The 14,183-nt window shown below is 64.8% G+C and carries 10 protein-coding genes and 1 pseudogene; 8 read left to right on the top strand and 3 right to left on the bottom strand.

All coding sequences use genetic code 11. The features are described 5' to 3' along the window. The first annotated feature begins 121 nt into the window (after positions 1 to 121). From ACSAMP_RS05220 to mnmE, 3 genes are all read left to right on the top strand, one after another. Positions 122 to 1,417, top strand: coding sequence for a DUF6198 family protein (locus ACSAMP_RS05220; protein WP_457799754.1), 1,296 nt, complete (start codon positions 122 to 124; stop codon positions 1,415 to 1,417). A 133-nt stretch (positions 1,418 to 1,550) separates the two neighbouring features. Further along, on the top strand, positions 1,551 to 2,942 hold the full coding sequence (locus ACSAMP_RS05215; RefSeq protein WP_441796728.1) for an NAD(P)/FAD-dependent oxidoreductase: 1,392 nt from the start codon (positions 1,551 to 1,553) through the stop codon (positions 2,940 to 2,942). 377 nt (positions 2,943 to 3,319) lie between these two features. Further along, entirely contained in the window at positions 3,320 to 4,705 is a 1,386-nt protein-coding gene (gene mnmE, locus ACSAMP_RS05210) for a tRNA uridine-5-carboxymethylaminomethyl(34) synthesis GTPase MnmE (protein ID WP_457799753.1), read from the top strand. A 59-nt stretch (positions 4,706 to 4,764) separates the two neighbouring features. Here the strand turns inward: mnmE and spoIID are convergent, their stop codons facing one another. The 3 genes from spoIID to malQ all read right to left on the bottom strand — a co-directional run bounded on the left by spoIID (position 4,765) and on the right by malQ (position 9,725). Then, the gene (gene spoIID, locus ACSAMP_RS05205; protein WP_457799752.1) at positions 4,765 to 5,814 is read right to left on the bottom strand and encodes a stage II sporulation protein D; all 1,050 of its coding nucleotides are present in this window, start codon (positions 5,812 to 5,814) and stop codon (positions 4,765 to 4,767) included. A 107-nt stretch (positions 5,815 to 5,921) separates the two neighbouring features. After that, positions 5,922 to 8,186 (bottom strand): glycogen/starch/alpha-glucan phosphorylase, encoded by a 2,265-nt coding sequence (locus tag ACSAMP_RS05200; RefSeq protein WP_457799751.1) that lies wholly within the window; start codon positions 8,184 to 8,186, stop codon positions 5,922 to 5,924. A 6-nt stretch (positions 8,187 to 8,192) separates the two neighbouring features. Next, a complete protein-coding gene (malQ, locus tag ACSAMP_RS05195; RefSeq protein ID WP_457799750.1) occupies positions 8,193 to 9,725 on the bottom strand; it encodes a 4-alpha-glucanotransferase in 1,533 nt (510 codons plus the stop codon). Between the two features lie 265 nt (positions 9,726 to 9,990). Here malQ and ACSAMP_RS05190 point away from each other — a divergent pair, with 265 nt between their 5' ends. The 5 genes and pseudogenes from ACSAMP_RS05190 (at position 9,991) to ACSAMP_RS05170 (ending at position 14,181) form a co-directional block, all read left to right on the top strand. Then, positions 9,991 to 10,614: a cytidylate kinase-like family protein gene (locus ACSAMP_RS05190; protein ID WP_441796733.1), complete on the top strand. Its 624-nt coding sequence runs from the start codon at positions 9,991 to 9,993 to the stop codon at positions 10,612 to 10,614. Continuing rightward, positions 10,607 to 11,281, top strand: coding sequence for a gamma-glutamyl-gamma-aminobutyrate hydrolase family protein (locus tag ACSAMP_RS05185; RefSeq protein WP_457799749.1), 675 nt, complete (start codon positions 10,607 to 10,609; stop codon positions 11,279 to 11,281). Before ACSAMP_RS05190 ends, ACSAMP_RS05185 begins: the two co-directional genes overlap by 8 nt. A 310-nt stretch (positions 11,282 to 11,591) precedes the next feature. Beyond that, a pseudogene (locus ACSAMP_RS05180) lies at positions 11,592 to 12,257 on the top strand (D-alanyl-D-alanine carboxypeptidase family protein); the annotation flags it as partial. Further along, the gene (locus ACSAMP_RS05175; protein ID WP_457799748.1) at positions 12,208 to 12,915 is read left to right on the top strand and encodes a M15 family metallopeptidase; all 708 of its coding nucleotides are present in this window, start codon (positions 12,208 to 12,210) and stop codon (positions 12,913 to 12,915) included. The pseudogene ACSAMP_RS05180 and the gene ACSAMP_RS05175, both read left to right, overlap by 50 nt. A gap of 54 nt (positions 12,916 to 12,969) precedes the next feature. After that, entirely contained in the window at positions 12,970 to 14,181 is a 1,212-nt protein-coding gene (locus ACSAMP_RS05170) for an ion transporter (RefSeq protein ID WP_457799747.1), read from the top strand. Positions 14,182 to 14,183 lie beyond the last annotated feature (2 nt).

Genomic DNA, 14,183 nt, shown 5'->3' with positions numbered 1-14,183 from the left:
GATACCGGAATCATATCCCGCCGGGCGCGGCCCTGTCAAGAGAATAAAAATTTGACAAGTCCCTGTCAATATTTTATGCTTATTTTGTTTGTCAATCAAAAAAGAGAGAGGATCGCAGCGCATGAAGCAAAATCATCTGAAAATCAGGACCGCGCTCTATTTCGTCGGTCTCTTCGTCATGACCATCGGCATCGCCCTGTCCGTCAAGTCTAATTTGGGCGTCTCCCCGGTCAGCTCTATTCCATACACCATGACCTGCGTCTGGGGCATCGAGATGGGCAAGGCCACCATCCTGTTCCACATCGTGCTGGTCCTGCTGCAAATTTTATTGCTCCGCCGGAAATTTAAGCCCGCCCAGCTGCTCCAGGTGCTGGTGGGCGTGGTCTTCGGCTATTTCACCACCTTCTGCAACTATATGGTGTCTTTCCTGCCCACGCCGGAAAATCTGGCCATCCGGGTAGGCATGGTCCTGGCCAGCACGGTATTCGTGGCCATCGGCATCTTCTTCTACCTCCCCGCCGACCTCATTCCCCTGGCGGGGGAGGGGGCCATGCAGGCCGTCTCCTCTGTGACCGGCATCGAATTTCCCAAGGTGAAGATCGGCTTTGACTGCACCATGGTCCTGGTCTCCGTCATTACCTGCCTCACCTGTCTCCACAGCCTGGGCAGCGTGGGCGCGGGCACCGTCATCGCCGCCGTGCTGGTGGGCACGCTGGTGGGCGTGCTGAACCGGGCCTTCGGCAAGCGCCGGGATGTCATCATGGGCCGGGAGGAGGCCACCGCCCCCACCGCCGCCCCCGGCCAGAGCGGCCACTATGTCATCACCATCTCCCGGGAGTTCGGCAGCGGCGGCCGGGAGATCGGCAAGCTCCTGGCCCGTCAGCTGGGCTTTCAGTATTACGACTCTGAGCTCATCCGTCTGGCCGCGGAGAAGAGCGGCTATAGCCCCGAGTTCATTGAGCAGAACGAGCAGGCCATCAAAAACCCCATTCTCTATGACTTCTTCGCCTGGTACGCCGGTCCCTTGGAGCAGTCGGAGCAGACCAAGGTGGACCAGCTCTTCCAGAAGGAGTCTCAGCTCATCGGCGAGCTGGCCCAGAAGGGCTCCTGCGTCATCGTGGGCCGCCTGGCAAATTACATTCTGAAGGACATGCCCACGGCCTATCACGTGTTCATCTCTGCGGACATGGCCGCCAAGGCCGCTCGGGTGGCTGGGCGGGACCAGGTGTCGGAAAAGGCGGCCCTGGCCAAGATCGCCAAAGTGGACCACGAGCGGGCCGTCCACTGCAAGCACTTCACCAAGACCGAGTGGGGCAACGCCAAGCACTATGACCTGTGCATCCGCTCCAACGATCTTGGCACGGAGGAGACCGCCAGCCTCATCGCCGGTCTGTTCCGGCGGAAAATGGGCCTGTAAAAATTTTTGTTCCCTGCGGGAATGCTTTCTTTTTTCCAGTCTCTATGTTATACTTATCCTGTGTTGTTATGGGCATCGCCCTCTAAGCGGCACATTGGTTTTCCAAATGAGATTTGAGGAGGAGTTCCCTTACATGAGCCCCAATTATGATGTTGTCATCCTGGGCTGCGGCGAGGCCGGTATCTTCGCCGCCTACGAGCTGACCCACCTGCACCCCGGTCTGAAGGTCCTGGCCCTGGACCAGGGTCAGGATATCTATCACCGCAGCTGCCCCATCGTGGCGGGCAAGGTGAAGGAGTGCATCCACTGCCCCGTGTGCCATACCATGTGCGGCTTTGGCGGCGCGGGCGCTTTTTCCGACGGCAAGTTCAACTTTACCACCCAGTTCGGCGGCTGGCTCACCGACTTTATCGAGCCCAAGGAAGTGATGGACCTCATCGACTATGTGGACTCCATCAACGTGGCCCACGGGGCCACCACCCAGTGCTTCTCCACCACCACGCCCGAGGCCAAGGCCCTGGAGCGCCGGGCCCTGGCCTACGACCTGCACCTGCTCCAGGCCCGGTGCAAGCACCTGGGCACCGAGAACAACCTGCGCATCCTCACCAACATCTACGAGGGTCTGCGGGACAAGCTGGAGTTCCGCTTCAACACCGAGGTGTCCCACATCGCCCAGGCCGACGGGGGCTATCGCCTGACCACCGCCAAGGGAGACGAAATCGCCTGCCGCTATCTCATCGCCGCCCCCGGCCGCTCCGGCGCGGAGTGGTTCTCCAACCAGTGCAAGGAGCTGGGGCTGGAGCTGCTGAACAACCAGGTGGACATCGGCGTGCGGGTGGAACTGCCCGCCAGCGTGTTCGAGCACATCACCGACGTGGTCTACGAGTCTAAGCTGGTCTATCGCACCAAGCAGTATGGCGACCAGGTGCGCACCTTCTGCATGAACCCCTATGGCCACGTGGTGGCCGAGAACGTGGAGGGCATCAACACGGTGAACGGCCACTCCTATGCCGACCCCGCCCTCCGGTCTGAGAACACCAACTTCGCCCTGCTGGTGAGCAACCGGTTCACCAAGCCCTTTAACGAGCCCTATCGCTATGGCAAGCACGTGGCCTCCCTGTCCAACATGCTGGCTGGGGGCGTGCTGGTCCAGCGCTTCGGCGACCTGGTGGGGGGCCGCCGCACCAACGAGCACCGGATGAGCAAGTCCTTTGTCCGGCCCACCCTCACCGCCGCCGTCCCCGGCGACCTGTCCCTGACCCTGCCCAAGCGCCAGCTGGACAACATCATCGAGATGATCTATCAGCTGGACAAGATCGCCCCGGGCACCGCCAATTACGACACCCTGCTCTACGGCGCGGAGGTGAAGTTCTACTCCGCCCGCCTTCAGCTCTCCTCCGAGCTGGAGACCGCCCTGCCCGGCTTCTTCGCCGCCGGCGACGGCGCGGGCGTCACCCGTGGTCTGGCCCAGGCCGGAGCCTCCGGCGTCCAGGCCGCCCGGGCCGTGGTCCGCCGCATGGGTTAAGCCCGGTCATCCTTCGGCGCGCCGCCCCGTCATCCCCGGCGGGACGGCGCGCCTGCATTTTTTCCGTCATTTTCGACGGGCGGTTTTCTCTCTTTCAGAACGCCCTCTCATTTGCCTCCCGGGGGCTATGCAACTTTACCATCGCCCCCGGCAAGAACATGTCCAGGTGAAATACGCCCTGTTTGCAACGGTTATCCACATTTTCCACAGGGTTTTCCACAGTGTGTTATGTCAACAGAAATACAACTTTACCCGCGCTTAACCGACTTATTACAATTGTCAAGGGTGAAAATTCGACAAACTTTGACCGACCCCTTTTTTGCAGGACGGCCCCGGCCCTCCGTCGAAATTTTCTCCCTTTAAGATCGGAGGTCATTATGTCTCTGCCCGCTGATACCATCGCCGCTATCTCCACCCCCCCGGGCCCCGGGGCCATCGGCATCCTGCGTCTGTCCGGCCCCCGGGCCATCGAAGTGGCCCAGGCCAGCTTCCGGCCCCTGAACAAAGTGCCCCTCAGCCAGCACCGCCCCCACGAGCTGGTCTATGGCGACCTGCTGGACCGGGACGGCCAGCCCATTGACCGGGTGCTGTGTACCTTCAGCCGGGGCCCGGTGAGCTACACCGGGGAGGACACGGCAGAATTTCAGTGCCACGGCTCCCCCATGGTGCTGTCCCTGGGGCTGGAGGCCCTGTTCTCCCGTGGGGCCCGCCAGGCCCGGGCCGGGGAGTTCACCCGCCGTGCCTTTCTCAACGGCAAGCTGGACCTGGCCCAGGCCGAGGCGGTGGGCGACCTGCTGGAGGCCCGCAGCCGTGAAGGCGCCCGCCACGCCGCCGGTCAGCTCACCGGGGCCCTGTCCCGGCGCATCGGGGGGGTCTACTCCGCCCTGGTGGATATCATGGCCCACTTCCACGCCGTGCTGGACTACCCTGACGAGGACATCGACCCCTTCCGCATGGAGGAGCTGAGCGGGCAGCTGTCCCGGCAGGAGGCCGCCCTTCGCGCCCTGGCGGGGAGCTATCGCCGGGGGCAGTATATCCGGGACGGGGTGCCCTGCGCCATCGTGGGCCGCCCCAACGCGGGCAAGTCCTCCCTGCTCAACGCCCTGGTGGGCTTTGACCGGGCCATCGTCACCAACATCCCCGGCACCACCCGGGACACGGTGGAGGAGCGGGCGGAGCTGGGGGGCGTGACCCTGCGCCTCATCGACACCGCCGGTCTGCGGGACTCCGACGACCCCATCGAGCAGTTGGGGGTGGAGCGCAGCCGGGCCGCCATGGACGAAGCCGCCCTGGTCCTGCTGGTGGTGGACGGCACAGAAAAGCCCACCCAGGAGGACGCCGACCTGGCCCGCACCATCGCCGAAGCGGGCAAGCCCTTTATCCTGGTCCGCTCCAAGCGGGACCTGGCCGGGGAGCACGCCGACGAGCTGGAAGCCCTCTCCCAGGGCGCGCCGACGGTCTCTCTCAGCGCCAGGACGGGGGAGGGCCTGGAGGAACTGGGCCAGGCGGTGGCCGCCCTCTTCCCCCAGGGGAGCGAGGACAAGGCCGGGGAGCTCATCACCAACGCCCGCCAGGCCGAGGCCGCGGGCCGCGCTTTGAATTGCGTGGTCCGGGCCAATCAGGCCCTCTCCGACGGCGTCACCCCCGACGCCCTCCTCACCGACGTGGAGGAGGCCCTGGAGGCCCTGGGCGAGCTCACCGGCCAATCCGTCCGGGAGGACGTAACAGACCGCATCTTCTCCAAATTCTGCGTGGGGAAATAAATATTGTTTTTAGCCTTCCCCCTCCCAGGGGGAAGGCTTTATTTTTTTGCCGCAATTTTTTACCACAATTCCTCCACCGCCGTCCCCGTGTAGTACCACGTCAAGATCTCCCGAAAGCTCTTCCCCTCCTTGGCCATGGCGTTGGCCCCGTATTGGCTCATGCCCACCCCGTGGCCATAGCCGGTGACGGAGAAGGTGAACTTGCTCCCGTCCCAGGCTACGGTGAAGGCCGCCGAGCGCAGGGCGAACAGGCTCCGCACCTGGCCCCCGGTGAGGGTCACGCCCCCCAGGGGGATGGACCGCACCGTGCCGCCAGCGTCCCGGTCCGCCTGCCCGAACCAGCCGGAGGGGTCCCCGGACAGGTCGGCCCCGGGATAGGCGTCCAGCACCGCCTGGCGCACCTCCTGGGCCGTCTTGTCCACCTGGGTGTGATAGTTGGGCACCTCCTCCCCCTCGGGGCTGTCCACCCCGGTGAGATAGTCCACCTGGCTGCCCCACACCGCCGCCGCGTCCACCGTCCGCCCGGGGGAGGAGGAGAAGAACAGGGCCTGTATCGGCTCCCCGCCGTAGGTCACCCCCAGGCCGTCGGTGTCCGCCACGGCCCGGGCGATCTTCTCGCTGTAGCTCTGGGCGTTCAGCCCCCACCGGGCCTGGGCATCGGAGCGTTCGATGTACGCCTGACAGCAGGTGCTGTCGCCGCAGATGTCCGCGTCCGGGTGCTTGCTTCCGGCGCTCTTTTGCAGCACGGCGGTATAGGTCCGGGCGGCGCAGGTCTGGGCCTTCAGCGCCTCCTCCTCAAAGGAGGCGGGCATCTCCGCCGCCACCACCCCCAACAGATAGTCCGCCATGGTCAGCTCCTCCACCGTGCCGTCCTTTTTCAGCAGCCGCACCGTCCGCCCCCCGTCCCGTTTTCCCGTGGGGACGGCTGCCGCCGTGCCGGAGGGGGCGTTCTCCCCGCCGACGGCGGCCTGTCCGTCCCCCTTGGCCTCCGGCCCCGGCACCAGCAGGCCGGGCAGCAGAAACAGCAGCCCCGTCACCGCCAGGGCCGCCGCCGTCCCCCGGACGGCGCTCATGGCCCCGCCCCCCGTCTTCTTTCGTTCTCCTCCCATGGTCCCGCCCTCCTTGTCCAGATGGTACAGGATATGCGCTCCCCCCAAAAATAAGACCGGCGCGCCCAAACCTAAGGCGCGCCGGTCTTATTCGTCTCTTCAGCTTATCAGGTCAGGTGCCAGATGTCCTCGTTATACTGGCGGATGGTGCGGTCAGAGGAGAAGTAGCCGGACTTGGCGATGTTCACCAGCATCTTCTTCCCCCAGGCCAGACGGTCCCCATAGTCGCCGATGGCCCGGGCCTTGGCCTGGATATAGTCCTCCACATCCAGCAGAGCCATGAACCAGTCCTTGCTCTTCATGTCGTGCCACAGGGTGGACAGACTGGCCGGGTCACCGATGGCCAGCAGCTCCGGCGAGACCAAAAAGTCCACCAGCCGCTCCACCTGGGGCCGGTGATAGCAGGCCCGGGGGTCATAGGCCTTGTCCCGATACAGGGCGATGACCTGGTCGCTGGAGGCCCCGAAAGTATAGATGTTCCCCTTGCCGACGAGACCGGCGATCTCCACGTTGGCCCCGTCCATGGTACCCAGGGTCACGGTCCCGTTGGCCATGAACTTCATGTTCCCCGTGCCGCTGGCCTCCTTAGACGCCAGAGAGATCTGCTCGGAGATGTCGCAGGCGGGGATCAGGGCCTCGGCCCAGGTGACGTTATAGTTTTCGATCATCGCCACCCGCAGCCAGGGGCGGACCTGGGGGTCCTGCTCGATGAGTTTTTGCAGGCACAATATCAGGTGGATGATGTGCTTGGCCATCACATAGGCGGGGGCGGCCTTGCCGCCGAAGAGCACCGTCACCGGGCGCTGGGGCAGACGGCCCGCCTTGATCTCCAGATACTGATGGATCACGGCCAGGGCGTTCATCTGCTGGCGCTTATACTCGTGGAAGCGCTTGATCTGCACGTCGAACACCGAGGAGGGGTCCAGATCCAGCCCCTGCTCCGACCACAGCAGGCGGCACAGGCGGTCCTTGTTCTGCTGCTTCACCTCCAGCAGGCGGGCGAGCACCGCCGGGTCGTCTTTATACTTCAGCAGGCCCTCCAGCTTTTGGGCGTCCCGCCGCCAGTCGGGGCCGACGCAGTCGTCGATAAGGGCCACCAGCGACTGGTCGCAGGTCTCCAGCCACCGGCGGAAGGTGACGCCGTTTGTTTTGTTGGAGAACTTTTGGGGATAGATGTCATAGAAGGGTTTCAGCTCCGTGTGCTCCAATATCTTGGTGTGCAGCCGGGCCACGCCGTTGACGGAGAAGCCATAGTGGATGTCCAGGTGGGCCATGTGGACCCGATCCTGATCGTCGATGATGGCCACCCTGGGGTCGGGGTGGGCGGCCTTGGCCCGCTCATCCAATTTACGGAGAATAGGCGTGAGCTGGGGAGCCGCGGCGTCCAGATAGGACATGGGCCAGGTCTCCAGGGCCTCGGCCAAAATCGTGTGGTTGGTATAGGCGCAGGCCGCCGTCACCTGGTCCGCCGCCTGGTCAAAGGTCAGGCCCCGGTCCATCAGCAGCCGCACCAGCTCCGGGATGACCATAGAGGGGTGGGTGTCGTTGATCTGGATGACCACGTGGTCGGCCAGGGTGTCAGGGGCAAAGCCCCGCTCCTCCAGCTCCGCCAGAATGAGTTGAGCGCCTGCGGACACCAGGAAATATTGCTGATACACCCGCAGCAGCCGCCCGGCCTGGTCGCTGTCGTCGGGATAGAGGAAGGAGGTCAGGTTGTGCCCGATGTCCCCTTTGTCAAAGTCGATGCCCACCCAGGGGGCGTGGGCGGGGTCGGCCAGGTCGAACAGGTGCAGCCGATTGGCGCAGCCGCTGCCCGCCCCGGGGATGGCGATGTCATACATGACCGCCGTCACCTGGGTATCCCCCAACGAGACGGGGAACGTGCGCTCCGTTTGGATGAGCCAGCCGTCCGGTTGGAGCCAGGGGTCCGGCTCCTCCGTCTGCTTGCACCGGGAGAACACCTGGCGGAACAGGCCGAAGTGATAATTTAGGCCCACGCCGTCCCCGGGCAGCCCCAGGGCGGCGATGGAGTCCAGAAAGCAGGCGGCCAGGCGGCCCAGGCCGCCGTTGCCCAGGGACGGCTCCGGCTCCATGGACTCCAGCACGCCTAGGTCCCGGCCCATCCCGGCCAGATAGTCCTTCACCGGCTGATACAGCCCCAGGGCCAGCAGCTGGTTGGACAGCAGCTTGCCCAGCAGGAACTCTGCCGAGAAGTAATAGAGCTTCCGGTCCCCCGTGGGGGCGGGCCGCGCCTGCGCCCGCTGCCGGGCTAAAATCAGCAGGGCCTGATACAGCTGGTGGTCGTCGCACTGGTCGGGGGCACGGTCAAAGTGCTGCCGGGTCAGGCGGGAAATTTCTTCTTGCAGTTGCATAAGTGGTCACTCCTTGTCGCAAGCCGTGCCGCCCTGGGGGCGGGGCAGGCGCTGATAGATGGCGGTCTCCTGATGCAGCCGGCGGGCCAGGCGGGCATTCATGGCCTCCGGCCGCGCCCGCCACTGCCAGTTGCCCCCCAGGGTAGAGGGGGTGTTCATCCTGGCGGAGCTGCCCAGGCCCAGCAGATCCTGCATCTGCACCACCGTCAGACAGGCGGGGCTGGCCCAAAGAGCCCGCAGCACCCCCCAGTGCAGCCCCTCGTGGCCGGACAGGCGGAGATAGTGCCGGGCGAACTTCTCCTGCTCCGGGGTCAGGCTGTCCAGCCAGCCCAGGATCGTGTCGTTGTCGTGGGTGCCGGGATAGGCCACGCTGTGGACGGGGTAGTTGTGGGGCAGATATTCGCTGTCCTCCTCCGGGTCGCCAAAGCCGAACTCCAGCACCTTCATGCCGGGAAAGCCCGTGTCCGCCAGCAGCTGATATACCGCCGGGGTGAGAAAGCCCAGGTCCTCGGCGATGATGGGCCGGGGGCCCAGGCTCCGGCGGAGGGTCTTGAAGAAGTCCATCCCCGGCCCGGGCAGCCACCGGCCATTCCGGGCGGTCTCCTCCCCATAGGGGATGGCGTAATAGGATTCAAAGCCCCGGAAGTGGTCCAGCCGCAGCACGTCGTAAATTTCAAACTGAAAGGCCACCCGGTCCAGCCACCAGGCATAGCCGTCCTCCTTCATCCGCTCCCACCGGAACAGGGGGTTGCCCCACAGCTGGCCGTCGGCGGAATAGTCATCCGGGGGCACCCCGGCCACCAGAGTGGGATAGCCGTTTTCATCCAGCTGGAACTGGTCCGGGGCGGCCCACACGTCGGCGCTGTCCCCGGCGACATAGATGGGCAGGTCGCCCACGATGGAGATGCCCTTCTCGTTTACATAGGTCTTGAACTTGTGCCACTGGCGGAAGAAGAGATACTGCACCCCCTGCCAGAAGCGGATCTCCCCCTTCAGCTCTCTTTTCGCCCGCTCCAGGGCCTGGGGGCGGCGGAGACGGACGTCCTCCGGCCACTCCAGCCAGGGGGCGCCGCCGTACTGCTCCTTCAGGGCCATAAACAGGGCATAGTCATCAAGCCACGCCCCGTGGGCCCGGCAGAACCGGGCAAAGCCGGCAGAGCGCCGGGACAGCAGCCGGTCACAGGCCAGGCGCAGCACAGGCAGCCGCAGGCGGTACAGGGCCTGATAGTCCACCCGCTCCGGGTCGTCCCCCCAGGGGAGGGAGGCATACTCCTCCCGCTCCAGCAGCCCCTGTTTTTCCAGCTCGTCCAAATCGATGAAATAGGGGTTGCCCGCCCGGGAGGAGAAGGACTGATAGGGGGAGTCCCCATACCCCGTGGGGCCGATGGGCAGGATCTGCCAATAGCTCTGCCCGGCCTGGGCCAAAAAGTCCGCAAATTCCCGGGCCTGCCGCCCCAGGGTGCCCACCCCGTAGGGGGAGGGCAGCGAGAAGATGGGCATCAGAACGCCCGCGCTTCGTGCCGCGTTTCGCGCAGACATGGATATCGCCGCCTTTCCAAGGGGCGCAGAAAGCGCCCCTGACCAGATCTGTTTCTATGGGTTTATCATACCCGCTCCGCCGCCATGATGCAAGGGCCGGGGGGATTTTATGAACTGTTCCGAAAATCGCCGCCCCCCGGCGGGGGAAAATTGCCTGAAATGCCGGAAAAGTGGACAGATTTTCGTTGTCATTTTTCATCCGGTCCGCTATAATATATGAAAACCGGGCCATGCCCGGCAACTGGTATCAGCAGGAGGGAATCGCATGAGCAACTATGTCATCTCCATCAGCCGGGAATTTGGCAGCGGCGGACGTCTGATCGGAAAGCAGCTGGCGGCCCGCCTGGGCATCCCCTGCTATGACCGGACCCTGATCTTAAAGACGGCGGAGAAGAGCGGCCTGTCCCCGGACTTTATCGCCCGGGCAGAGGAGCGGGCCCGCAGCCGCTTTCACATGTCCATCGCCCCAATCGGCATCGGGGCCCCCACCATGTCCAGCCACGGCATCCCCGTCAGCCACCAGGCCTTCTTCGCCCAGTCCGACGTGATACGGGAGCTGGCCGACCAGGGTCCCTGCGTCATCGTGGGCCGGTGCAGCGACTATGTCCTGGGAGACCGGGAAAACTGCCTGAAGGTGTTCATCCACGCCGACCTGCCCAGCCGGGTGCGCCGGTGCGTGGAGGAGTATCACATCCCCCAGGACGACATGGAGCGCCGGGTGGTGCAGATGGACCGGGGCCGGGCCAACTATTATAACTACTACACCGGCCACAACTGGGGGGAGATGCGCCGGTATGACCTGACCATCAACTCCTCCACCGTGGGGGTGGAGGGGGCTGTGGACCTGATCGCCGACATGGTCCGCCACCGGGAGGCCCAGCATGTCTGACCCCAAACCCCGCATCCAGCTCTCCTGTGAGCGGGGGGCCTCTGCCGCCTATGCCGATGCGGTGACGGCGGCGGGCGGTCTCCCCTGCCCCGGTTACGCCCCGGAGCCCGACCTGAGCTGCGCCGGCCTGGTGCTGTGCGGCGGCGGAGACCTGGACCCTGACATGTTCGGCTGGCCCCAGGCGGGGGGCGATCCCCCGGACCGGGTCCGGGACCTGGCAGAGGTGAACCTCTTCCGGGCCTTCTATCTGGCGGGGCGGCCCATCCTGGGCATATGCCGGGGGATGCAGGTCATCGCCGCCGCCCAGGGCGGCGGACTGATCCAGGACCTGCCGCCGGAACAGTGCGTCTTCCACAAGGGGACCAAGCGGGACGACGCCCGCCACCCGGTGCGCACCATGCCCGGCTCCCTGCTGGAGCGGCTGTATGGCCCCATTCTCCACACCAACAGCTTCCACCACCAGGCGGTGGCCGACCCCGGCTTTGGCATGACCGTCACCGCCTGGAGTGAGGGCGGCGTGGCCGAGGCCATGGAGCACCAGCGCCTGCCCATCCTGGGCGTCCAGTTCCACCCCGAGCGCATGTCCTACGCCCGCCGCCGCCCCGACTGCGACGACGGCGGGGCCATTTGGGAATATTTTTTGAAGCAGTGCAACGAATATAAATAATCATATGATCGTGATTGCGCCAGACGTCTTGTCATTGCGAGGAGGGCGAAGCCCGACGTGGCAATCCGTTTCCCTCGTCCATCAGCCTCCCTTGTCAAAGGGAGGTGGCACGGCGAAGCCGTGACGGAAGGATTCCGACTACCGGAAAGCTATCCTAAAAACGGAATCCCTCAGTCAGCTTCGCTGACAGCCCCCTTTCACAAGGGGGCCAAGGGACGTGGATCACGGATTCCCACGTCGCTGCGCTCCTCGGAATGACATACCTTGCTCAACCCTGTGATATCAGCATAACTAGAGAGGTCTTTTCAGCATGTCCACATCATCCAAGCGTATTCTGGCCGGGGCGGTGGCCCTGGCCCTGTGTTTGTCTCCGGCGGCCCTGGCCGCCAAAACGGAGGAGCCGCCCCTTGTGGCGGCGGTGGAGGGGCTGTCCCCTCTGCTCTATGAACCTGACCCCGCCGCGGGCTATCGCGCCGCCCTGTCGGCCCTGACCGAGCTGGGCTATTCCAATGACCAGGCCGAGCAGCTCTGGTCCCGGCTGGGGGAGCGCTCCCTGGGGCTGGACGCCCGGCTGCTGGCCTGTCTGGCTCTGGATAACAGCCGCCTGGACCGGGAGGCCCGCTATCTCTCCTATGCCCAGGCCCACCCGGAGGCGAGCGCCCAGGAGATCGTCACCCAGGTCAACCTGGACCAGGACCTTGCCCCCTATGATGACGCCCGGCCCATCGATGACCCGTCCGACCCCCTGGTGCTGGTGAACAAATACCACGGCCTGCCCGAGACCTACGTGCCGGAGCTGGAGAAGCTGGGCGGGCGCTATGGCGTGGGCAGCATGGTCCCCGACGCGGCGGCGGCCTTCCGGGCCATGGCCGACGCGGCCAAGGCGGACGGCATCAGCCTGCGCAGCGTGTCCGCCTACCGGTCCTATGAGACCCAAACAGGACTATACAATCGTTATGTGTCTATCGACGGCAAGGCCAATGCCGAAGCGCTATTCCGCCCGGCCCGGCTACTCCGAACACCAGACCGGCCTGGCCCTGGACATCAACACCGCCAGCATCAGCGCCCACTTCGAGAACACGGTGGAATACGCCTGGCTCCAAGAAAACTGCGCCAAATTCGGCTTTATGCTGCGCTATCCCCAGGACAAGGAGTCCATCACCGGCTATCGCTACGAGCCCTGGCACTACCGCTATGTGGGACAGGCCATCGCCCAGACCTGCATGGACCAGGGCCTGACCTATGAGGAGTATCTGGCCGCCCAGGTCCAGCCGGGGGAGAACCAGGCCCCCGCCCTGTTCTGGCAGGGACAGGCCCTGGACCTGGGGGACAAGGTGACCCGGCTGTCTGGCGTGACCTATGTGGACGCCGCCGCTCTGGCCGCCGCCCTGGGCTGGGCGGGAGAGACAGGCGAGGACGGGGTGCTCCGCCTGTCTGACGGCCGGCATAAGATCGAGCTGCCCGTGGGCCGCCGGGCCCTGCTGGACGGGATGACCATCCGCCTGTCCGGCCCCACGGTGGAGCGGGGCGGCGGGCGGTGCCTGCCCCTGAGCGACCTGTGCCCCCTGCTGGGGGTGCAGACTGCGGTGACGGACCGGGGGGTGGAGCTCTCCCCCATCCAGGCCGCCCTGTAACACCAAAGGCCCCGCAGCCTGATCCAATCGGCGGGGCGTCTGGAGGAGAGAAAAATGGAGTCTGAGTGGGACGATCGGCGCAAGCGCCTGTTCGAGATCATCGAGATCGGTCTGCCCGGCGACGTGGCCAGCCAGGTGTACGACGCCTTCAACATCCTGTCCATCGTCATCAATCTGGTGGTCAGCGTCATGTATACCTTTGACGACCTCCACGTCAAGTTCGGCCCCTGGCTGGTGACGGTAGAGGCCATCACCGTGGCCTTTTTCGCCCTGGACTACTGCCTGCGGCTGTGGACGGCCAAATTCCTGCGGCCCAGCCTGTCGGAACCAAAGGCGGTGCTGCGGTATATCTTCTCCTTCAGCGGCCTGGTGGATCTGCTGTCCTTCCTGCCCTATTATCTGCCGGTGTTCTTCCCCAGCGGGGCGGTGGCCTTCCGCATGTTCCGGGTGGCCCGGGTGTTCCGCCTGTTCCGGGTGAACGCCTATTACGACTCTCTGGGTGTCATTACCGAGGTCATCTCCAGCAAGCGGCAGCAGCTCTTCTCCTCCGTGTTCATTCTGCTGGTGCTCATGCTGGCCTCCAGCCTGTGCATGTACAGCCTGGAGCACGAGGCCCAGCCCCAGGTCTTCACCAACGCCTTTTCCGGCATCTGGTGGTCGGTGTCCACCCTGCTGACCATCGGCTACGGCGACATCTACCCCGTCACCACCATGGGCAAGCTGTTCAGCATCGTCATTACGTTCCTGGGCGTGGGCATGGTGGCCATTCCAACGGGTATTATTTCCGCCGGATTTGTGGATCAGTATACCCGCATCAAGCGCATCAGCGAGTACGCCGACGAGGACGAGGTCCACTTCATCCGGGTGGCCCTCACCGAGCACGACAGCTGGTCGGGCAAGACCATCCAGCAGCTGGGCCTGCCCCACGGCGTGATCGTGGTGGCCATCCAGCGGGGACATGAAGTGGTGGTCCCCCGTGGCAGCGTAGAGCTGATGGCCGACGACGTGCTGGTCCTGGGGGCCGAGTCGGTGGGCAGCAGCGACCAGCACCACATTGAGCTGAAGGAGCTGGAGCTGCGCCAGCACAACCCCTGGAACGGCCAGCGCATCCGGGACCTGGACATCTCCCGCCAGACCCTCATCGTCATCGTCAAGCGCAAGGGCCGGATGCTCATCCCCAACGGCGATTTGACCCTCCACCAGGGGGACCGGGTCATCCTATACACCCGCACCCGCATGGCCCACGCCAGCAGCATTTGGCTGTGACC

Source organism: Flintibacter sp. SJQ-8 (assembly GCF_054108085.1).
Note: the sequence above shows the minus strand (reverse complement) of the source record. Positions and strands in the feature narration are given on the sequence as shown.